The 18,386-nt window shown below is 41.2% G+C and carries 24 protein-coding genes; 14 read left to right on the top strand and 10 right to left on the bottom strand.

Annotated elements, in window-relative coordinates:
• Position 1: 1 nt before the first annotated feature.
• From VMUT_RS03090 to VMUT_RS03080, 3 genes are read right to left on the bottom strand one after another with little or no spacing between them, the layout of a single operon-like run.
• On the bottom strand, positions 2-820 hold the full coding sequence (locus VMUT_RS03090) for a mechanosensitive ion channel domain-containing protein (protein WP_013603967.1): 819 nt from the start codon (positions 818-820) through the stop codon (positions 2-4).
• Positions 821-867: 47 nt separating this feature from the next.
• A complete protein-coding gene (locus tag VMUT_RS03085) occupies positions 868-1,302 on the bottom strand; it encodes a universal stress protein (RefSeq protein WP_013603966.1) in 435 nt (144 codons plus the stop codon).
• Between the two features lie 33 nt (positions 1,303-1,335).
• Positions 1,336-2,094 (bottom strand): Dna2/Cas4 domain-containing protein, encoded by a 759-nt coding sequence (locus VMUT_RS03080; RefSeq protein ID WP_013603965.1) that lies wholly within the window; start codon positions 2,092-2,094, stop codon positions 1,336-1,338.
• A 95-nt stretch (positions 2,095-2,189) separates the two neighbouring features.
• Between VMUT_RS03080 and VMUT_RS03075 the strand changes: the two genes are divergently transcribed.
• Genes VMUT_RS03075 through VMUT_RS03060 form a run of 4 tightly spaced genes read left to right on the top strand, consistent with a single transcriptional unit; the run spans position 2,190 to position 5,583 of the window.
• Complete coding sequence (locus tag VMUT_RS03075; RefSeq protein WP_013603964.1) at positions 2,190-3,173, top strand: ROK family protein; 984 nt, start codon at positions 2,190-2,192, stop codon at positions 3,171-3,173.
• Between the two features lie 30 nt (positions 3,174-3,203).
• Entirely contained in the window at positions 3,204-4,505 is a 1,302-nt protein-coding gene (locus VMUT_RS03070) for a phytoene desaturase family protein (protein ID WP_013603963.1), read from the top strand.
• Between the two features lie 6 nt (positions 4,506-4,511).
• On the top strand, positions 4,512-4,877 hold the full coding sequence (gene pth2, locus VMUT_RS03065; RefSeq protein WP_013603962.1) for a peptidyl-tRNA hydrolase Pth2: 366 nt from the start codon (positions 4,512-4,514) through the stop codon (positions 4,875-4,877).
• Positions 4,878-4,881: 4 nt separating this feature from the next.
• Complete coding sequence (locus VMUT_RS03060) at positions 4,882-5,583, top strand: class I SAM-dependent methyltransferase (RefSeq protein WP_237699701.1); 702 nt, start codon at positions 4,882-4,884, stop codon at positions 5,581-5,583.
• Here the strand turns inward: VMUT_RS03060 and VMUT_RS03055 are convergent.
• Entirely contained in the window at positions 5,580-7,361 is a 1,782-nt protein-coding gene (locus VMUT_RS03055; RefSeq protein ID WP_013603960.1) for an aldehyde ferredoxin oxidoreductase family protein, read from the bottom strand. The genes VMUT_RS03060 and VMUT_RS03055 overlap by 4 nt on opposite strands.
• A gap of 94 nt (positions 7,362-7,455) precedes the next feature.
• On the opposite strand from VMUT_RS03055, the gene VMUT_RS03050 reads away from it, so the two are divergent.
• Positions 7,456-8,232 carry an enoyl-CoA hydratase/isomerase family protein gene (locus VMUT_RS03050; RefSeq protein ID WP_202795182.1) on the top strand — a complete coding sequence of 259 codons (777 nt, stop codon included), beginning with the start codon at positions 7,456-7,458 and terminating at the stop codon, positions 8,230-8,232.
• 112 nt (positions 8,233-8,344) lie between these two features.
• Here VMUT_RS03050 and VMUT_RS03045 read toward each other — a convergent pair whose 3' ends face one another.
• Positions 8,345-8,623 (bottom strand): hypothetical protein, encoded by a 279-nt coding sequence (locus tag VMUT_RS03045; RefSeq protein ID WP_013603958.1) that lies wholly within the window; start codon positions 8,621-8,623, stop codon positions 8,345-8,347.
• A 63-nt stretch (positions 8,624-8,686) separates the two neighbouring features.
• On the opposite strand from VMUT_RS03045, the gene rpl12p reads away from it, so the two are divergent.
• Positions 8,687-9,028, top strand: a complete 342-nt coding sequence (gene rpl12p, locus VMUT_RS03040; RefSeq protein WP_013603957.1) for a 50S ribosomal protein P1 — start codon at positions 8,687-8,689, stop codon at positions 9,026-9,028.
• A 36-nt stretch (positions 9,029-9,064) separates the two neighbouring features.
• On the opposite strand, the gene VMUT_RS03035 is transcribed toward rpl12p, so the two are convergent.
• Positions 9,065-9,943: a DUF2208 family protein gene (locus tag VMUT_RS03035; protein ID WP_148224637.1), complete on the bottom strand. Its 879-nt coding sequence runs from the start codon at positions 9,941-9,943 to the stop codon at positions 9,065-9,067.
• A gap of 96 nt (positions 9,944-10,039) precedes the next feature.
• Between VMUT_RS03035 and VMUT_RS03030 the strand changes: the two genes are divergently transcribed.
• The 4 genes from VMUT_RS03030 to VMUT_RS03015 are packed head-to-tail and all read left to right on the top strand — an operon-like array spanning position 10,040 to position 13,382.
• Positions 10,040-10,750: a hypothetical protein gene (locus VMUT_RS03030; RefSeq protein WP_013603955.1), complete on the top strand. Its 711-nt coding sequence runs from the start codon at positions 10,040-10,042 to the stop codon at positions 10,748-10,750.
• A gap of 6 nt (positions 10,751-10,756) precedes the next feature.
• Complete coding sequence (locus VMUT_RS03025) at positions 10,757-11,995, top strand: site-2 protease family protein (protein WP_013603954.1); 1,239 nt, start codon at positions 10,757-10,759, stop codon at positions 11,993-11,995.
• 38 nt (positions 11,996-12,033) lie between these two features.
• Positions 12,034-12,534, top strand: a complete 501-nt coding sequence (locus VMUT_RS03020) for a hypothetical protein (protein ID WP_013603953.1) — start codon at positions 12,034-12,036, stop codon at positions 12,532-12,534.
• Positions 12,535-12,536: 2 nt separating this feature from the next.
• Positions 12,537-13,382 carry an N-glycosylase/DNA lyase gene (locus tag VMUT_RS03015; RefSeq protein WP_013603952.1) on the top strand — a complete coding sequence of 282 codons (846 nt, stop codon included), beginning with the start codon at positions 12,537-12,539 and terminating at the stop codon, positions 13,380-13,382.
• On the opposite strand, the gene VMUT_RS03010 is transcribed toward VMUT_RS03015, so the two are convergent.
• The 3 genes from VMUT_RS03010 to VMUT_RS03000 all read right to left on the bottom strand — a co-directional run bounded on the left by VMUT_RS03010 (position 13,349) and on the right by VMUT_RS03000 (position 14,783).
• Positions 13,349-13,651, bottom strand: coding sequence for a hypothetical protein (locus tag VMUT_RS03010; RefSeq protein ID WP_048056834.1), 303 nt, complete (start codon positions 13,649-13,651; stop codon positions 13,349-13,351). The two genes, VMUT_RS03015 and VMUT_RS03010, sit on opposite strands and share 34 nt — an antisense overlap.
• Positions 13,635-14,024 (bottom strand): aconitase X swivel domain-containing protein, encoded by a 390-nt coding sequence (locus tag VMUT_RS03005; RefSeq protein ID WP_013603951.1) that lies wholly within the window; start codon positions 14,022-14,024, stop codon positions 13,635-13,637. Before VMUT_RS03005 ends, VMUT_RS03010 begins: the two co-directional genes overlap by 17 nt.
• Before the next feature lie 66 nt (positions 14,025-14,090).
• Positions 14,091-14,783, bottom strand: a complete 693-nt coding sequence (locus tag VMUT_RS03000) for a peroxiredoxin (protein ID WP_013603950.1) — start codon at positions 14,781-14,783, stop codon at positions 14,091-14,093.
• Between the two features lie 190 nt (positions 14,784-14,973).
• Between VMUT_RS03000 and VMUT_RS02995 the strand changes: the two genes are divergently transcribed.
• The 3 genes from VMUT_RS02995 (at position 14,974) to VMUT_RS02985 (ending at position 16,675) form a co-directional block, all read left to right on the top strand.
• Positions 14,974-15,759: a hypothetical protein gene (locus tag VMUT_RS02995; RefSeq protein ID WP_013603949.1), complete on the top strand. Its 786-nt coding sequence runs from the start codon at positions 14,974-14,976 to the stop codon at positions 15,757-15,759.
• Between the two features lie 144 nt (positions 15,760-15,903).
• Positions 15,904-16,296, top strand: coding sequence for a Sec-independent protein translocase subunit TatA/TatB (locus VMUT_RS02990; protein WP_048057149.1), 393 nt, complete (start codon positions 15,904-15,906; stop codon positions 16,294-16,296).
• Positions 16,297-16,303: 7 nt separating this feature from the next.
• Positions 16,304-16,675: a twin-arginine translocase TatA/TatE family subunit gene (locus VMUT_RS02985; RefSeq protein ID WP_237699700.1), complete on the top strand. Its 372-nt coding sequence runs from the start codon at positions 16,304-16,306 to the stop codon at positions 16,673-16,675.
• Between the two features lie 5 nt (positions 16,676-16,680).
• On the opposite strand, the gene VMUT_RS02980 is transcribed toward VMUT_RS02985, so the two are convergent.
• The gene (locus VMUT_RS02980; RefSeq protein ID WP_048057148.1) at positions 16,681-17,046 is read right to left on the bottom strand and encodes a winged helix-turn-helix domain-containing protein; all 366 of its coding nucleotides are present in this window, start codon (positions 17,044-17,046) and stop codon (positions 16,681-16,683) included.
• Positions 17,047-17,184: 138 nt separating this feature from the next.
• Here VMUT_RS02980 and tatC point away from each other — a divergent pair, with 138 nt between their 5' ends.
• Positions 17,185-18,060, top strand: a complete 876-nt coding sequence (gene tatC, locus VMUT_RS02975; protein ID WP_013603945.1) for a twin-arginine translocase subunit TatC — start codon at positions 17,185-17,187, stop codon at positions 18,058-18,060.
• The last annotated feature ends 326 nt before the right edge of the window (positions 18,061-18,386 follow it).

The raw sequence follows: 18,386 nt of genomic DNA, 5'->3' as shown, positions 1-18,386 counted from the left end.
GTTATTCATTACTTCTGACGCTATATCTCTTTCTCAATTCCATTGATAATTCAAATGCTTTATTAAGTATGGAATACCTAACATCATCTATAGTCCTCAAGTCCTTATAGGTGCCCCTAGCCATTAACTCCACGTACTTATCCTCAATTGCAGCAACATCAACATGAGGATCTTCAATACCCAGTTCCTCCATGTAATCGGTGAGTTCCTTGCGTAGATCATCAATGAGCAATCCATCCTTAGGGGCCTTAAATGGTATCCTAACCTCAATACCCTCAGCAGGTGGTACCTTTCTAATTACGTTCTTTAGTACGAGTGTGTATGGTACGTATATTAACTCGTTACGTGAACTCCTAACTATAAAGCCCATTGATGTCTGCTTAATTATATAACCCTTAATTCCCATGACCTCGACGTGATCCCCAACATCTAATGAATAATCCTTAATAAGCCTACTGAGCTTACCCGTGAAGTACTCCTCAATGATTGGCCTAGTGCCTAGTATTAGGATTACCGCGACAACAATGAGTAATGAACCAACTATTAGGTATTGCTTATAGACGTAGGCTATGGCCGATAGTATAGTCACTATCAGCATTATTCTAAAAATAAATCTCGCGTTCTCAACATCACCCTTTCTCGAGAGTTTCACAACAGCTCTAACCAACTTATCAAATACGTAATCAAGTACGAAGTATATGGCTACAGCAACCACAATAACTACAATAGTATCCCAAACCCAAGTTGGGACTAAACCACCCACCCTACTTACTCCACTGCCTATATTGCTTACATTGACTGCATTAATTATTATTGCCATAATTACAATATCACTGTGTTAATTACGCATTTAAGCCTAACCTTATTTCAATGAATAACAAGAACAGGTTTATTGGCGTACCTAACTACTTTTTCAGATACAGAGCCGAGTAGGAACCTAGTCAATCCCTTTAATCCTCTCGAACCAACAATAATAAGATCCACATTTAGATTATTAGCAATGCTTATTATAGTGTCAGCAGCATCAGTACCTACCTCAAGTAGTCCCTCTGCATTAACACCGAGACTTTTAGCGCGATCAACAGCCTTACTTAGTAAATCTCTGCCCTGTCTCTCCATTGTTTCTATTAAAGCAGGGTACATCGAAGAATCAGGTGCTACGGCGATTTTTCCCTCCTCAATAACATGAAGTATGTAAAGCTTAGCATTGAAGGTCTTCGCGATATTTATTGCGTAGTCCAGTGCCTTTTCTCCAGCCTTCGATCCATCAAAGCCCACCAATATCTTTGTTATTAGTGACATTGGTTTTACTCACTTAATGATTATTAATAAATATTATCGGTCAACATTATTATTAATATTACCTGAACCTATAATGACTTTATTACCCCTATAGATGGCATATGTAATACATATGGGTCTTAGCTCGCACTTAGTACATAATAATGGATCTGGAGGTTCCATAGGCCAACCCTGGTATGTTTCCATTGTCTTGAGTTCCACCAAGACATTTTGGTTCTCCTTCCTTATTTTATTTATAGGTAGTGACTTGACATCCTTCATGGTCACCAGGTACGCCTCCCTAATGGTTATGCCCGCCTCCTCAAGCATTAATGCATAGGAAACTATTTGCTTAAGATACCTTTTTTCTCTATCCTCATTTAGATTCCACGAACTCTTTAACTCAATTAATCCCCAAATCTCCTCACCATCAAACTCCCTCATATACACAATGTCAGCCCTACCTGATGTATCCACGGTCTCTATACCACTTTCAACTTCCACATGAACCCTGGGATTAGCAATCTTAAACCACTCCTGATAAAGATCATGAATTGCTTTACCTCTCGCCAAATTCCTTATACCTTCCATATTGGTTATGGTTCCAAACCTCAACTTTATTAATGACTTAACAAAGCAATCATTACTGAAGAAGGAGGGTGTAGCCCTGCCTGTGGCTCTGTCTATGAGAAATAAGTCATCACCAATGGCCTGGGCACTCCTCAACATTTCGTTTATGTGCTCCTCCATTTTTCTCCTAATCTCGTCTTCACTTACGACATCTGCTATGGGCCTTATGACTAATTTAACCATAAATATTTAAGGAATTAATTAATCACCCTTTATAAACCCATCAATTATGATCCATATAATAACTTAAAAACGGAGATTTTTATCGAAGAACTTATATGGTTTATGTGGGAGTTGATGTTGGCGCAACGTACATAAGAATTGGTTTAATACGCGAGGATGGTAGCGTCATTAATAAGGTAAAGATTAGACAACCTGTGAGTGGCGATGAGAATACTGTAGCAAACGTAATTATAAAGTCAATAAAGGAGCTAACTAATGGTATTCATATTGATGGTATAGGCATTGGCTCAATTGGACCTTTAGATCTAAGTAAGGGCATTGTTCCCTGGGCACCCAATGCGCCCATCAAGAGGTTTAAGCTTGTGGAACCAATAATTAGGGAGTTTAAGGTAACGGTGATTCTAGGTAATGATGCTATGGCCGCTGTTTGGGGTGAATACCTATTCGGTATTGGGAAGGGCATTAATAACCTGGTTTACATAACCTTTAGCACTGGAATTGGTGCTGGCGTAATAGTTGATGGGCATCTACTCGTTGGTAAAGATGGTAATGCCCACGAAGTCGGGCATATAGTTATTGACATAAACTCAAGGATTCAATGCGGTTGTGGTGGATATGGCCATTGGGAAGGCCTTGGCTCGGGCGCTAATATACCGAGGGTTATTAATGAATTCATTAAGAATAAGTCCTACAAGTCAAGAATTTATGAAAAACTCGTTAGAGGTGAGCATGTAAGTACTGAGGAGATATTCCAAGCATACTATGATGGTGATGAACTTGCTAGGGATTTCATCGATAATTACTTAATGAGAGTCCATGCAGTTGGTTTGGCTAATGTAATGAATGCATATGACCCGGAATTAATAGTACTAGGCGGTTCTATGGCTCTTAATAATGTGGATTTATTTAGAATAGGAATTGAAAAGTATCTAAGGGAGTACGTGGCAGTTAAGCCAGCGCGTATTGATTTCACGAAATTCGGCGATGACATTGGCATAATAGGCGCCGCAGCACTTGCAATAAAGGTACCCGAGTCATTAAGAATGTATGTGAGGCATTATGAGGAATTCCTTAGTTAAGTTAATTAAAAATCCTAATTACTACAAATTGTGGTTGATGTTATAGTAATTGGCGCAGGGCATAATGGATTAATTGCTAGTATAGTATTGGCTAAGGCAGGATTAGACGTACTGGTGATAGACCATGTAACATGGCCAGGAGGTATGGCTGGCTATCACGTGATTAGTGGTATTGAGGTGCCCATTGGCGCGTACGTACTTGGTCTAATACCCAATGACCTAATGAGTGAGTTGGGAATAGGTATTGAGCAGTATAAGCCTGAGCCAATTGCGGTATATGTTAAGGGCAGTGAGTTGGTCAGATGGTGGAGAAGCCTTGAGGATAGGATTCGCGAATTTAATAGGTGGGGTCTCGGCGATAACCTAAGGGCCATGTGGAACAAGATTATGGACTTTCATAGGGCATTACGTAAATATCTATACAGATTGAATCCACCAAGTAAGGAGGAACTACTAAATGACCCTGTGTTGAGCGAGTTCATTAGGTCAAAGGGTTGGGAATTCCTTAGTCAATATTTGCCCAGGGAGTTTTGGGATATGTTCATATTCGAGCCGTACCTGGATCAGCCGGCTTTCATGATTGGTTATTACAACCCCGACACTGATTGGTGGTTTCCTGCCAAGAACGGCGAGGTTGGCATTCAAGTCTTCGCGCATGAACTATACAATGCTGTTCTGAGGGCTGGCGCTAAGGTCGTGCTTGGCCTGGGCGTTAAGAAGGTAATTGTTGATAGTGGTAGGGTTAGGGGCGTGTTGACTGATGATGGAAGGAGGATTGAGGCGAGGGCCGTATTATCCACCGCCAGCCCAATAAATACATTGATTAACCTGGTTGGTAAGGAATACTTCGATAAGTCCATAGTTGATAGGTTAATGAATGTGCAGTTGGGAGGTGCATCTAGGCTTGTCATTGTTAATAATGGGCCGATTAAGTTAAGGAATGAGTTGAATAATTACAGGGACTCAATTCTCCAACTACCCTTTGGAGAGACTGTGGTTCATGACAATTACCTAATAGTCACGGGCTTACCGACCAGGGATGAGCTTAGTGAGTACGTGGATATTGACTGGTCAGTTGTAAAGGCCTTTGAATTAATAACGCCGAGTGATTACGAGTCCATGTTTAGATTGGCTGGCGGTAACCTTAATCACTTACCAATGACTGAGGAGTACATGTTCAGTAATAGGCCCATACCTGGTTGGGGCTACTCAACGCCAATAAAGGGCCTTTACCTGGGTGGTGCAGGTACGTGGCCTGGCGGACAAGTAACCGGCGTGCCTGGTTATAACGCGGCCAGGAAAATACTCAGTGATTGGAGTTCGCTGAGGTGATTACCCATGTATAAGCAGGTTATTGTGGTTAGAGCTGACCTTGGGATATCCTGCGGTAAAACTGCGGCTCAAGTGGCTCATGGAGCCGTTGGGGCTGTACTCAGAGTCCTTGAGAATGGTAAGAGGGAATGGCTTGAGTGGTTTAGGGCCTGGGAGTCCTCCGGTCAGAAGAAGGTTGTTTTGATAGTTAATTCATTAGATGAGTTACTCAAGCTTAAGGAGAAGGCTGAGAAGTTGGGTTTACCTACATTTCTAGTTGAGGATGCCGGTCTCACGGAGTTACCGCCAGGTACAGTCACGGTATTAGCGATTGGACCTGGGCCTGAGGATTTAATTAATAAGGTCACTGGCTCGTTGAAGTTACTAAGGTGATTATGTGAGCTTGTCCCAATTCTTTAAGGATGTAATGAATAAGGTCTTTGCATATTCAAACTATGAATTAGTAAATACGGCTATCACGCTCTTCCAACTGAGGAGACTTAGGTATTGGGCCTTTCAGGAGGTAATGACCTCAGTACGTAATTGCAATGGTTATCTACTTGACCTTGGTGCTGGGGATGGCTCAATGACCAGGTTCATAATAAGTAACGGCTTCAGGCATAGGCCAATAATATTGCTCGACCCAGCAATTAGTGGCCTCAGGTCAATGGGAAACCTACACTCTGAATTGGTTGATAGGGTCGTTGGTGTTAGTGAGTACCTGCCGCTTAAGCGTGGGTCGATATGCACTGTTTATACGTCATTTGCGTTAAGGCAGTTTAATAATAAGCCGCTCGCTCTAATTGAGGTACGCCGGATCCTCAGAAAGGATGGATCATTTATAGTTCTCGAGTTTTGGAGACCTGATAATCCACTAACATACGCTGTCCTATTATTTTACCTTGTGTTTGCACTGCCATTGTTGGTGTCGATTGTGGCACCAAGGGAGGTTCGGGATTACGCCACAATGAGGATTACGGTTAGAGGTATCGGAAGTATTTCGTGGTTAAGGGAGTTAATCAAGGAGTTAGTTGGCAATATAGAATCATATCAAACGTATTTAGGAATATTCTTACTAATAAGAGCTGTGAGGACTTAACTCTGAGACAATATCTTAAGCCTGACCAACGTATCCTGCCTGGGTTTTCCCAATTCGTCATAGCCTCTGAGCTCGTAGTATTTCCTAACCATGAATGACCACTCCTCCTCAGTAACCACGTATTTCTTACCGTCATACTCCACGGGTTCCCTTAACCACCTTGGCGGTATTTTATCCTGTTCTATTGTGGTTCCATTCATGTACCTATGAAGCACAATAATCCTCTGAGCGGTCTCCCTTAGCTCATCAATAGTATAATTAAAGCCAGTCACTGCATTCATGACGTCCCTAATGACATCCCATGTATATATAGCCCTACCGAACTTACAGAGAAGCATTGAGTCATACAAGGCATTCCTCTCCTCAATATCCATTATAGCCCTAACCTTATCCTCACCCGTGGCAAACCTACCACCTGCCTGACCAGCAATATCAACGGCGTAAGCACTCGCCCATAAGTGATCAGCGCCTCTCTCGGAAATAGCATTGTTAAGTATCATGCCCTTAAGAGTTCTTGGATCGTAAGCAGCAGGCTCAAGACCCTTAACATGAATTGCCAGGTCTGGCACACTCAGTTTCTCGGCAATGGCCTTAGTACCCAGTGCAGCTAGCTCACCAAGTCCACGCCTATAGGCTGTGTTAATTATTAATTGCTTAATGCCTTCATAATCACCCCACTTTGGTGCATCCTTAATAATACCCTTATCACCGAGGTATATTAGAAAGGCTATTGTGTTCCCGAGGCTTATCGTATCGAAACCAAGCCTATCAGCTAATTCAGCGAGATCAATAAGTCTCTGCGGATCATGAATTCCCGTTAATCCTCCAAGAGCCATCATAGTCTCATACTCAAGGTCATACTCCCCATCGCTTGATCTAACCACCTTATGACAAGCCACTGGGCAGTATAGGCATGCGCCATTTTTAATGAAGTACTTAGGCTTCAAGGTCTTCTCCCACGAGATATTCTCCCAATTAGGCATGACTACCCTAGTCCAATAAATTGATGGGAAGAACCCCATGCCATTACCAGTATCTACTAACCTCACGGTACCACCCTGCCTATACGGTACCATGCCTGGGTTAGTCACGGCTTGCCTACCTAAGTTCCTAACTAAGTCCTGGTAAGCCTTATCGTCAGCCACATCCACGGTCTTACCAACCGGCACGAAGGTTATGGCCTTCACATTCTTACTACCCATAACAGCCCCAGCCCCAGTACGTCCAAACTGTCTCCAATCCTCATGACCAATACATGCATATGGCACCTTATTCTCACCAGCAGGTCCAATCGTTAGGACTGCGGAGTCCCTAAATTCCCTCTTGATCACGTGCTCAGTCTCGACAGTATCCAAACCCCATAACTCCCTGGCATCCCTAAACTCAACTCGACCATCACTAATCACTAAATGAACAGGTCTCGGGCTTATTCCAGTAATCACTACTACATCAACACCTGCATACTTCATGTAGGCGCCCAGGGTTCCACCAACTGTCGAGTAACTCCACCTATTCGTAAGTGGTGACTTAAATATAGCAGCGGCTCTAGTGGTCAGTGGTATCCTCGTTCCACCCAGTGGGCCTGTAGTTATTATTAACGGGTTCTCAGCACCGTATGGATCAATATTATTAAGGCCTAGATTTAGGTCAAAGATTATCTTAAGCCCTAATCCCCTACCTCCTATGAAGAGCCTGGCGTTACCTTCATTAATACCCTCCGCTCTTGTGTTGTTTCGACTCAGATTAATCCATAATATCCTACCGGCATAACCATGCATATTAACATGCAGCAAGAATAACTAATTAAAAGGACTTACTCAAATGTGTTAATCTCAATACTCATTTAAAATGGGTTATTTTAATTCAGAATCTGTGGAGAGGCCCTACTCGAGTGGTTGGTTAGTTAGGGTTAACAATGGCGTCGCCGAGGTCGTAATAAATAGACCACCGCTTAATATAATAACGCTTGAAATGAGGATGGACCTGGGCGGGATAATTAATGAGTTAGAGCAGGATAATAATGTGAGAGTTGTGGTTTTTGAGGGTAGTGGTGACAAGGCATTTTCGGCTGGTGGCGACGTTACCGAGTTCCTAAACACAACACCAAATGACCTAATTAACTGGGGTAAAACAATAGAGGCCGTGGAGAACCTCAGCAAACCAACAATAGCCCTCCTTAGGGGCTACGTACTTGGCGCAGGCACGGAATTAGCCCTCGCATGCGACATTAGGATAGGCACGCCAGACGTGGAGATAGGGCTTCCCGAGATAAGGCTTGGCATGGTGCCGGCTAGCGGTGGTTTAACAAGGATCGTAAAGTCACTCGGCCCACTCCGCGCAAAGTATTATTTACTTCTTGGCAGGAGGATTAAGCCGGAGGAGGCGCTGCAGCTTGGTCTACTTCATGAGGTTGTTGAGTCAGCGAGGATTTATGATAGGGTTATGGAGATAGCCAGGGACTTAATGTCACTATCGCCACTGGCCATTAAGGCATTGAAGGAGGCTATTAAACTCATCCAGGACTCGCCAATGGGGATTGGCTTTGACATTGAAAGGAAGACCTTCGCACTACTGCGATATAGCCAGGACTTTCAGGAGGGTATCGAGGCATTCAAGGAGAAGAGACAGCCCCGGTTCCAGGGCTTATAGTGGCGAAAAATTATTAAATAATTTCAACACCATTAATCAACCACACAGAGACCCGACGAGCGGGCCTATGAAGGTCGTGGGTTACCCCGGCCATATTTCATCCTTAAATTAATTACGAATAATTACTAAGTTCATTCATAATAAGCCTTAAGTCATTTGTAATATAATATTTAATTTGTTTAACTTCATAATCATTGATAAGGTATATTTGTGGTATTCTTACAATACCATTACTAACCCCATACTTAATTATTAATCGCATGGCCTCAGGATCCCTATAGTCCTTAATTTCACAGTTAATACCAGCCTTAATTAATTGTGAGCATAGGTTACTTAGTCTATCCTTAAAGTAGTCCCACTCGGCTGTTACTATGATTATTTTCTTCGGCATCCTATGATCTATTGAATTAAGTAATGTTTTTAAAGCGGTTTTCAAGTGACATGTCGAGGAGATATGGAGTACGTATATGCAGCATTACTATTGCACTACGGTAAGCAGCCCATTAGTGAGGAGAATGTGGTTAAGGTTTTACAGGCAGCTGGGATACAGGTTGATGAGGTTAGGGTTAAGGCGCTAGTTGCTGCCTTAAAGGAGGTCAACATTGATGAGGCAATAAAGACGGCGGCTGCAATGCCCGTGGCCGCTGCCCCCACAACCACTGCTCAGGCAGGTGGTGCTGCGGCTGGTGGTGAGCAGAAGGCTGAGACTAAGGCTGAGGAGAAGAAGGCTGAAGAGAAGAAGGAGGGTCCGAGCGAGGAGGAGATCGCAGCCGGCCTTGCGAGTCTATTTGGTTAATTTAAAATTCATTTATCAAGCATTATTAATTCAAAATTATTTGGCAGTGCTATCCTCGACCTTAAATAAATTCTTCATCACCTTATCCCATAATTCCCTTGGTGATTTATGATAAATCCTTATCTTGGTATATGGAAGTCCAGATAGTGGCTTTGATAGTTGGAACTCTATGAATCTACGCTTCTCATTAATTATTATCTGCTTAACAGGTATTGGCGACTTGAGTAGGTACATGCCATCTATGAGCATTGCATCCTTAAAGATTATTAATTCCTTAGTTACTGTGTATGGGTAATCAGTTACTTGTACGTTGGTCGTCATGAAGGGCATCCTCATCATTCTAAATATTACGTACATAAGTACGAAGAAGACTCCAAAGTATATGAGGTAATCAATGAAATATGCATAGTATAGGTTGGCTTCCTCAATGGTTTGTGTAAACCAGGGCTTTAGGTAGTAACCAATATTTACAGCATTTGATATGTACTTTGCCAGGGTAATAAATGGTCCTGAAAGTACGTATGTATAGAGCATTAGTAATCCTATTAGGACGACCATGAGAATCACTAGATTTTTCATCTGAGCCTTTACGAACTTGTTCATTTCCTGTGCATATTCAGTGTCCTTTTCCATGGCCTTCATGAAATCATCGCGTGTAAGCTTTTCTATAGCCCCCGACTTTGTGGACTTCATGTACTCCTCAATCTCCCTAAATCTAACTCTGGTACTCCTAATACCTATTGTTATGACTATTCCAAAGAATATTGCCAGATATGCAATAACTATTATGTACGTGATAGAGGTTTCATGGGATACATTACCCCAAGCCCCAACTAATGCGAATACTATTGTGAATAGTATTGGCCATAGATACCTAAGTACCTTACTCCTTAGATTGTTTTGTTGAGTAAACATCCCATTTTTAACTCTAATACCCATTTAAAACCTTACCAAGTGTCAGTGGGTGTGAGAAAAGATTTATTTTCTTACATAATTATTCACTTAGTGAAAATGAACGCTAATGGTAAATTAGCAATAAGCGTAATATGTGATAATGAGGTTAAGGCGCCTAACGTGGAGGGGGATAATTCTATATCATTACTTATTAATAATGAGTTATTAATTGATGCCTGTTCAAGTATTAATAAATTAATTAGTAATAGTAAAGTATTGAGTATTAACATTAAACCTAGGCTGCTTGTTGTAACGACACCAGTTAATCATCACTGGGGTGGTATTGAAGCATTGACGGGTGTATCCACGGTTATAATGCCTGTTGATAATACGATACATGGGTTCGAACTTAGGAATAAACTGGATGAACTTGGTCTTGACGTTATTGAGGTTGGCGGTAGAGAGAAGGTTAAACTTAGTTTTGGTACTGTTGAGTTTATTAGAGTTGGTAATAGGAGAGTTGGTGAGTTACTTATTTATTTACCAAGCCATAATTTGCTAATTAGTGGTTGTGGATTGAACCTATGGCTTATTAGCGACGATGAAATAATGAAGTTTTTCAGGGAATTAGATATTAGGTACTTCGTGGGTGGTTTAGGGGCTACATCAATAAGCGAATACCAGGGCGCATTATTAAGGGATATCATTAGAGATCTGAGAGGTGTTTATCCACTTCATGGTACGGGACCCATATTGAGGAAGGAGTTGGTGAGTAGTTATAGGAATGCCCATGATGTCGGCGTAGGTTCTATACTGAGGTTTGGGTGAGTGGTTATGCAATACCTTGGTTTGATAATTGTTATTGCAGCTTGGTTCGTGATTGTCGGCATAATATACCTACTGAGACTTCTTGGTGTTAGGGTACCGGTTAAGGTTTACTATGGGATATTCATCATGCTTAAGGATGAGGAGTTAGTTAAGGAGGTGATAGCGCCACTCGGTAACTTACTACGTAGGGTTCCAAGTTGGCTCATCATAGTATTAACGGTGGGTCTCTTCTCGGTCTCCATGTTCATTATAGTACCAATACCACTAATAATAATGAGTATTAATGAGTGGGGCCTACCATCAATGCTCTATCTGATGTTTAAGAACATCGTCTTAATGATCATAGCCATAATGCATAGATTTAGTCCCATAGAGACTGTAGAGAAGGGATTTACACCATTAGCGCCGTTAATACCTGGAGTCACTGTTTCGCTATATACGTTCATCTACATAATAGTGGCCATAGGCATTGGAATACTACTTCATGAGCTTGCTCATGGGGCGGTATCATCGAGGTATGGCATAAGGATAAAGTCAGGGGGGGCCTTCGCACTTTTATTTCTGGCATTTGGTGGTTTTGTTGAGATTGATGAAGATGAATTAAGGAGCAGAAGCACTCTCATAAGGCTTGCCGTATATTCGAGCGGTGTCTTCATGAATATAGTACTAGCCTACTTAGCCGTAGCCCTTGTGGAATTAGCCCTAATAAGTCCTCAATTAACCCAGGGTCTTTTAGGTACGACGATCGTTTATACGGCTAATTCTACGGATGCCGTGCTCAGGAGTGGTTATATAATAACGGCGGTGAATAACCATCCCATAGCCAGCATTTACACATTGATCTCAATACTTAGCTCCGTTAGTTCAAATAATGTTACATTAACGATTTTTAATCCAGTAAATGGTGCTGTATTTAATGAAGTCTTAAGCACGAGGAATCTAACAATGGAATTACTTGGTTACTCAGCGCTCTATGTAGGTCCGTGGGGTGTCGTTGTTGAGAGTAGGTCCTTCTATAACCTAATGTTTTGGATATACACGTTAAATCTAACCCTGGCCTTACTTAATACCTTCCCTGCGTATCCACTAGATGGTGGTCAATTCCTAGATGCCTTACTCGCAAATGTGATAAAGAATCAAGCATTTAGGAGTAAGGTCATGATAGTAATATCGGTGGTCCTATGGTCACTCATAGGCTTAACACTATACTACACATTAATAACCGGCTTGTACAGGTTGATTTAGCGTGATTCTTTAATAACCACTCAATAGGGCATTTAATAATGGGTAGTAATGATATTGTGAATAGGCGTGATGACGTAAGGACGAGGATTAGGAGAGGGTTCATACTTGGTGTAGTGATTACGATTTTGTTCTTTCCACTGGGTCTTTCTAATTTTGGTGAGGCATTTGCCCTAGAGTCTAGGGTTTATGGTTACGTGATTTACAGATCTGGGAGTATAATCCATGTTGGTTATTTACCGACTTACCTATACATGTGGAGAATTTCATCCCTATTATTCCTTGCGTGGATAATTACATACATCGCCTATATTATTAAACCATCAATAGTACTTGACTCCTCTGGCATTATTTACGGCATTTCCTATGTGATTACCCACTACATTTATCTATTCACAATAGGTGCACCCATAATTATTTACCCGTTCGCTTACATTATGATCACCGTGGGTAAACCACTCCTCTACCTTGATTGGGGTCAAGTCATTACATTAATAACTATTTGGAGGTTCTACTCAATTCGTAAGTTAATGCGGGGTTGAGGATGAGTGGTATTAAGGAGAGAATAGCGGGTATATTACGTGAACTTGGTATTGTTTGGGTTAGGGGCTTCGAGGAGAGGGATCCTCAATATGCCGCTGTGACTAGGCTATGCCGTGAGTTGGAACATGATGTCGACAAGATCCTAAAACTAACAATACTTAATGCCCTAGTCAGTTATCAATTAACGGGTAAGGGTGAGGATCACTGGAATTACTTTGCCAATTACTTTATTGGGAATAAGCCAGTCGATTTATGTAGGGACTTCATTAATTACGTAATGAATAGTAGGTACTTAGCTCGGTATAGGGATTCAAAGGTGAAGAGGATTCGGAGTACCTGCCCACAAATAGCTAGGTTAAGCCTTAGTAATTATCTTAATGACCTAGCATCACTATGGAGATTACTTTCGAGGATAACCAACACGCATGGTGATGAAAAGACCATAGTGTTTGCAGTTAAGATGGCTTATTACGTGGGTAGGGCCTGCGGTCTTGATTTATCGGTTCCAATGGATATACCAATACCAGTTGATTATAGGGTTACGGTTATGACAATATGCAGCGGTTTAATGCCGATTATAGGTAATTCCAACAAGGTGACTGACCTAGCGAGGGAATTAATGACTAGGCACAGGAGAGAAATACAGGGAGTATGGAGTGAGATTGGTAGACTCAGCGGCATACCACCGCTTAACCTTGACTCTGTGATCTGGGTTCTCGGTGGTTTACTAATTAACTCATCATTTAATGTAGATAGGGCAATTAATGAGTTAAGGATTCTCAATGCATATAATGAGAAGGTCCTTGAGCTACTCTATTTACTCAGTGAACGTTGCATTAATAAGTAAGTATTAATGATAATGTCTCTAGCCTCCCTATATACCCGCACCTGGCTCTTATCGGTTTTGAACCTACGTAGTAATTCGACCTCATTATCCTTAATACTTATGTAACCAGTCGAGACTAGCTTATTGAGTATTGCTTTAACATACTCACGACCGAGCCAATACATCATCATTCTATACACCTTTAAGTACCTAAGTTTTGCCTTACCGTTCCTTAACTCAAGTTCCTCAAGTAATAATAATGCCAGCCTAGCCTCAGGACTCACTGACATAAATCTCACCCTTATCTAAGTCTACACGTGCCGTAATTCCACTACTCAGATTGAGTATTTCCTTGGGTAAATTGGTCATTATTGGTATTTGTGCCATAATGGCGCCAATGATGAGCATGGTATCTGCCTTAACGCTAAGTATTGCCAATGGTGCCTTGCCATACTTACTCAGTTGGTACATGACGTAGGGACCTACGGTAGAACCCCTCGAATTCGGTATTACCAGTATCTTACCCACAATACTAGTGTTAATGGTCCTTATGGTACCGCTCTTACCATCAACATCCCCAAGAAAGGAAAGTGACTCGCGATAAACCACCAATTCACCATTAATAATGCCACTTCCAAACAAGGTCTCTCCCTTAAACTTCATGAGAAGTCCAAGAATTCATAAAATAATGACTTATTTATATTTTTAAGATCAACAACATTAATAATTTTACTCAATTCTAATCTTAATAATCCTCTTGGTCTCCTCAACCTCATCCTTCGGCAACTCCTTGTAGGTTAACCACCAAGCATAGCCCTTATACTGCTGGAGTCTCTTTGGAGCCTCCTCAACATGGTGCGGTGGTGGATTCAGCACATTTTCGCCAATTATCTCGTTGTACGGCCAATTCGCCGGCATAACAACACCATACTTATCAATGAGCTGTAACGACCTAACTATTCTGAGTATCTCTGGTATGTTCCTACCAAGTTCCAGTGGGTAATACAGTATTGTTCTTATTGTCGCTTTGTCATCAACTATGAATACTATCCTAACAGTAGTTGTACCCGACTCTGCATGTAACCCTCCTAAGACCTTTGAGACGTTGCCCAGTGGATCGGCGATTATTGGGAATGGTATTTTAACGCCTAAAGACTTCTCAATCCACTGCACCCACTCAATGTGGCTGATGTCCGTATCAACACTAAGTCCTATCAACTCAGTATTTAACTTCTTGAAGTCGTCGTAGTGCTTGGCAAAGCTCACGAACTCTGTGGTACATACTGGCGTGAAGTCACCTGGATGGCTGAAGAGTATGAACCACTTGCCCTTGAAGGCATCCGGCAGTTTCATTGGTCCGTGTGTAGTCACTACATTTAGCTCGGGGAATTTTTCTCCTATTGATGGAATTGTTATTGGCATACTACGACTCAGTAAGCAGCCATACATTTAAGTAAGGTTTCTTTGTTATTTTAAATTTACTAGGCAAATAGTTAGGAATGTCTTGGTATTTATACAATGAGTATGTGAATCATGTGTTTATAGGGATCATTTAAAATACGTGTATTAAATTACTTTAAATTTAATATGCCGATATTGAAGGTGGTGGATTATGAGTAATGAGGGTGTTGCGTTATTGATCATGTATGTTTTTGTAGTATTTACTGTGATATTACCATTGGCATTGACCCCACTTGATTTCTTAATGGGTTATATTAATGCTGTTAATGTTAGGATTCTCGTTAGTAAGTATCTCGAGGTAATGGTTGGTGTGATATTACTTTTAGTATCGGGTGCGTTTTTGGTCTATAGGTATAGTTCATCATTAGTGAGGTTTGTCATGCGTGATATGATAAGGATTTACCATTCTCACGGTATTTTCGACATTTTCATCAATAAAAAATTAATTCAATTATACCTATTATTGTTGATACCAGCGGTGATCACTTACCTAGTTAGTTCAGGCATTCTGAGGGTAACGAATTCTAATTACATAACCCCTAATAATTTCCCATTAATTAATCCAGTTAATTTAACGCTCATGATAATAGGCATTGTTAACCTGGTATTGAGTACGTGGTTAATAATTAGTATTTCTTACCTGCAGTTGAGGATCGCGACCAAACGCATAATTAGCAGGTTAGGTAGTGCTATTGGTAGTACCGTGGGTATTGCAGCGTCTACAGGCACGGCAGCGTTTATCGGTTCGGCCTGTGGATTGGGAGTTTGTACGGCACCCGCCTTCAGCGTTTCACCAATGGCGATGATTGTTATGAGTGTATTTGATATCAATGTTCTCGAATTAATACACTATTCATTAATAGTACTACCGCTCCTAACGCTAATTACATTGGTTCTATTAGCAGTTATTCATAGGAACTTAGTTAGGAGTTTATAATGGTTGTGGTGGTTAATTTCAGCTCTACTTTTAATAAAGGGTTAATGTCTTTACTCTTACATTCAATTTCATTTATTAATTCAGGTAAGAATTTTCATATAATTGTTAGCAAAGTTTTTAAGTTAACCTATGATACCCATATTGATGGGTGTTGTTTTGTTTATTGATACTCAGACCTTGATTTTGATTATCATAGCCTTCATTGTCCTTGTTATTTGGGGTCCGAGTAAGATTCCTCAGTTGGCTAGGAGCCTTGGTCAGTCAATTAGGGAGTTTAAGCGTGGTGCTGCTGAGAATGAGCCGGAGCCTGAGCTTATTGAGGTTGCCAGGAAGTTGGGCATAGACCCAACGGGTAAGACCAGGGATGAGTTGCTCACGGAGATTAATAATATGTTAGGTCAGCAGAAAACCGTTGTGGAGAAGCCCAGTGTTGATCCAAAGGTTCTTGAGATTGCCGAGAGACTTGGAATTAATACTAAGGGTAAGTCTGAGGAGGATTTAATCAAGGAGATTAATTGGAGGCTAAGTAACAAGTAAGTAAGGGATGCTCAAGGGACTCAAAATGCACATCTACCTAGTCCTTGATGAGCAGACCAGTATTTTGATCTTTCTATTCTTCCTAATCCTAATCGCCTGGAAACCAGAGGCCTTGCCTAGGATAGCCAGGGAACTTGGCAAGTGGTATAGTTGGGCCAGGAGGTCAATGGATGACTTCCTCAGGGAGATTAATGAACCTATTAACGAGACAAAGGCATCAATAAACAATACCACATTGGATATAAAAAGGACAATAAACGATGCAATAGACCCAGACCTGCTCAGGATAGCCAAAGCCCTAAACATAAGCACGCAGGGAAGATCTAGGCAGGAGGTAATAGATGAAATAATGAAGAAGCTATCAAGTAATAATAAATAAAATAACTATTGACCTTCCTCACCCATGTTCTTTAGCCTTTCCGTTAATTGTTGTGTCCATTTGTTTGCTATTTCGTTCATTTCCTTGAGTATTTCTTCGTAGTACTGTAGTAGGGCTTGTCCTTCTGGTGTTAGTTTTGCTCCACCCCTTCCTCTACCTCCCTTCCATGCATCAACCAGTTTAATGCCCAGTGTCTTCTCCATCCTATCAATGTAATTCCAAATGAAACGATACGACATGCTCAACTTACGGGCGGCACCACTAATCGAACCAACCTCATCAACAGCCTTAAGAATCTCATAACCACCAGGACCAATAACATGCCTACCACCAACCTCAACCCAAACCCTAAACCTAACACTCACACTCATGTCAATCATGGGTAAAATAAATACAGAACTTTATCTTTTTTGAAATAAGCAATGTTCCTATAATAATTGTTATATCTATTTACTTATCATTTATGTGAAAAAGGAATTTTTACCCAGTATTTAACTTCATAGGTAATAATGAGTGAAGGTGAGAATAAACCTCCATTTGACAGAGAGTTACCCTTTTGGGAGCATATTCGTGAACTTGGGGTTAGATTGAGGAGGGCCTTGATAGTCTTCGCAATAGTCTTTGCAGCTCTTTGGTTACCAATGCCTGGCGTTCATAGTAATAACATTGTCCAGATAGCCATTGGGTTCTTCACCATGAAGTACAACCCAATAATCGCCTACATATTCAAGAGCTACATACTTAATCAAGTAATCTCCTCAGCTAAGTCCGTATCCTGTGCCAGTAATTACATTATTGGTAATTCCACTCAGCCTATAGGCATTATATCGACTACGGTACTCGGCCCCTTTGTCTTCAGCGTTGAGCTTAGCATGGTGATTGCATTACTTGTTACAATACCAGTGCTTATTTATGAAGTATATCAATACGTTAAGCCAGCTCTTTATCCGCATGAGCTCAGGGCTGTTAGGAGGTATGTCTGGATAGCTACGGTATTATTTTATATAGGCATGTTCATTGGTTATTACTTCGTATTCCCAGCCTTCCTGAGGATAAGCCTATTCTGGAGTTGCCTATTTGGTTTTGTGCACTTACTTACTACGAGTGGTTTCCTGGACACCTTCATAGCCACGTTATTTTTTGCAGGTTTCCTCTTCGAGACTCCAGTAATAATGGCCTTACTAACGCAGGTTGGTTTTGTAACCCCTGACATGCTCTCTAGGAATAGGCCCTACATATACTTCGGCGTTTTAGTGGCAATAGCCATAGTGAACCCAGATCCAACACTAATCAGTACATTGCTCTGGTTCATAATGTTCATAGTACTATTTGAGGCAGGATACGCATGGAGCAGGAGCATTTACAAAGGCATACCCAAGGTGTGATTTAGTAGCCTTACTAAATGCTATTAATGGATCATTCTATAAAATATATACTGAAGGTAAGACCAAGAGAGTTCTTGAGTTAGGAAGGTGGTTGGATGGGTAAGGGTTCAGGTCTCTTTGTTGATTATTAGCAAGTGGTGTCTGTGATTATAGTCCTCATTCCTTCATACCTGTTTCTTCTTCCCCTTTCATTTCTCATTAGAAGAACGTTCAGGGTGACCTTGGTGAACCCACACATGCTTAGGTATCCTTAAGAAATATGTTCATTGTGTTAACCATGTTTCTGTTGACTGTAAACCCGGCACTTTGTGCAATACACCAATTAT

Origin of the sequence: Vulcanisaeta moutnovskia 768-28 (assembly GCF_000190315.1) — an archaeon.
GTDB lineage: Archaea > Thermoproteota > Thermoprotei > Thermoproteales > Thermocladiaceae > Vulcanisaeta > Vulcanisaeta moutnovskia.
This window is presented reverse-complemented; position numbering and strand designations above follow the sequence as displayed.

Coding starts and splice junctions, on each gene's coding strand:
- VMUT_RS03090 (WP_013603967.1), bottom strand. CDS start 820: ATGGCAATAATAATTAATGCAGTCAATGTAAGCAATATAGGCAGTGGA.
- VMUT_RS03085 (WP_013603966.1), bottom strand. CDS start 1,302: ATGTCACTAATAACAAAGATATTGGTGGGCTTTGATGGATCGAAGGCT.
- VMUT_RS03080 (WP_013603965.1), bottom strand. CDS start 2,094: ATGGTTAAATTAGTCATAAGGCCCATAGCAGATGTCGTAAGTGAAGAC.
- VMUT_RS03075 (WP_013603964.1), top strand. CDS start 2,190: ATGGTTTATGTGGGAGTTGATGTTGGCGCAACGTACATAAGAATTGGT.
- pth2 (WP_013603962.1), top strand. CDS start 4,512: ATGTATAAGCAGGTTATTGTGGTTAGAGCTGACCTTGGGATATCCTGC.
- VMUT_RS03055 (WP_013603960.1), bottom strand. CDS start 7,361: ATGCATGGTTATGCCGGTAGGATATTATGGATTAATCTGAGTCGAAAC.
- VMUT_RS03045 (WP_013603958.1), bottom strand. CDS start 8,623: ATGCCGAAGAAAATAATCATAGTAACAGCCGAGTGGGACTACTTTAAG.
- rpl12p (WP_013603957.1), top strand. CDS start 8,687: ATGGAGTACGTATATGCAGCATTACTATTGCACTACGGTAAGCAGCCC.
- VMUT_RS03035 (WP_148224637.1), bottom strand. CDS start 9,943: ATGTTTACTCAACAAAACAATCTAAGGAGTAAGGTACTTAGGTATCTA.
- VMUT_RS03030 (WP_013603955.1), top strand. CDS start 10,040: ATGAACGCTAATGGTAAATTAGCAATAAGCGTAATATGTGATAATGAG.
- VMUT_RS03025 (WP_013603954.1), top strand. CDS start 10,757: ATGCAATACCTTGGTTTGATAATTGTTATTGCAGCTTGGTTCGTGATT.
- VMUT_RS03020 (WP_013603953.1), top strand. CDS start 12,034: ATGGGTAGTAATGATATTGTGAATAGGCGTGATGACGTAAGGACGAGG.
- VMUT_RS03015 (WP_013603952.1), top strand. CDS start 12,537: ATGAGTGGTATTAAGGAGAGAATAGCGGGTATATTACGTGAACTTGGT.
- VMUT_RS03010 (WP_048056834.1), bottom strand. CDS start 13,651: ATGTCAGTGAGTCCTGAGGCTAGGCTGGCATTATTATTACTTGAGGAA.
- VMUT_RS03005 (WP_013603951.1), bottom strand. CDS start 14,024: ATGAAGTTTAAGGGAGAGACCTTGTTTGGAAGTGGCATTATTAATGGT.
- VMUT_RS03000 (WP_013603950.1), bottom strand. CDS start 14,783: ATGCCAATAACAATTCCATCAATAGGAGAAAAATTCCCCGAGCTAAAT.
- VMUT_RS02995 (WP_013603949.1), top strand. CDS start 14,974: ATGAGTAATGAGGGTGTTGCGTTATTGATCATGTATGTTTTTGTAGTA.
- VMUT_RS02990 (WP_048057149.1), top strand. CDS start 15,904: ATGGGTGTTGTTTTGTTTATTGATACTCAGACCTTGATTTTGATTATC.
- VMUT_RS02985 (WP_237699700.1), top strand. CDS start 16,304: ATGCTCAAGGGACTCAAAATGCACATCTACCTAGTCCTTGATGAGCAG.
- VMUT_RS02980 (WP_048057148.1), bottom strand. CDS start 17,046: ATGAGTGTGAGTGTTAGGTTTAGGGTTTGGGTTGAGGTTGGTGGTAGG.
- tatC (WP_013603945.1), top strand. CDS start 17,185: ATGAGTGAAGGTGAGAATAAACCTCCATTTGACAGAGAGTTACCCTTT.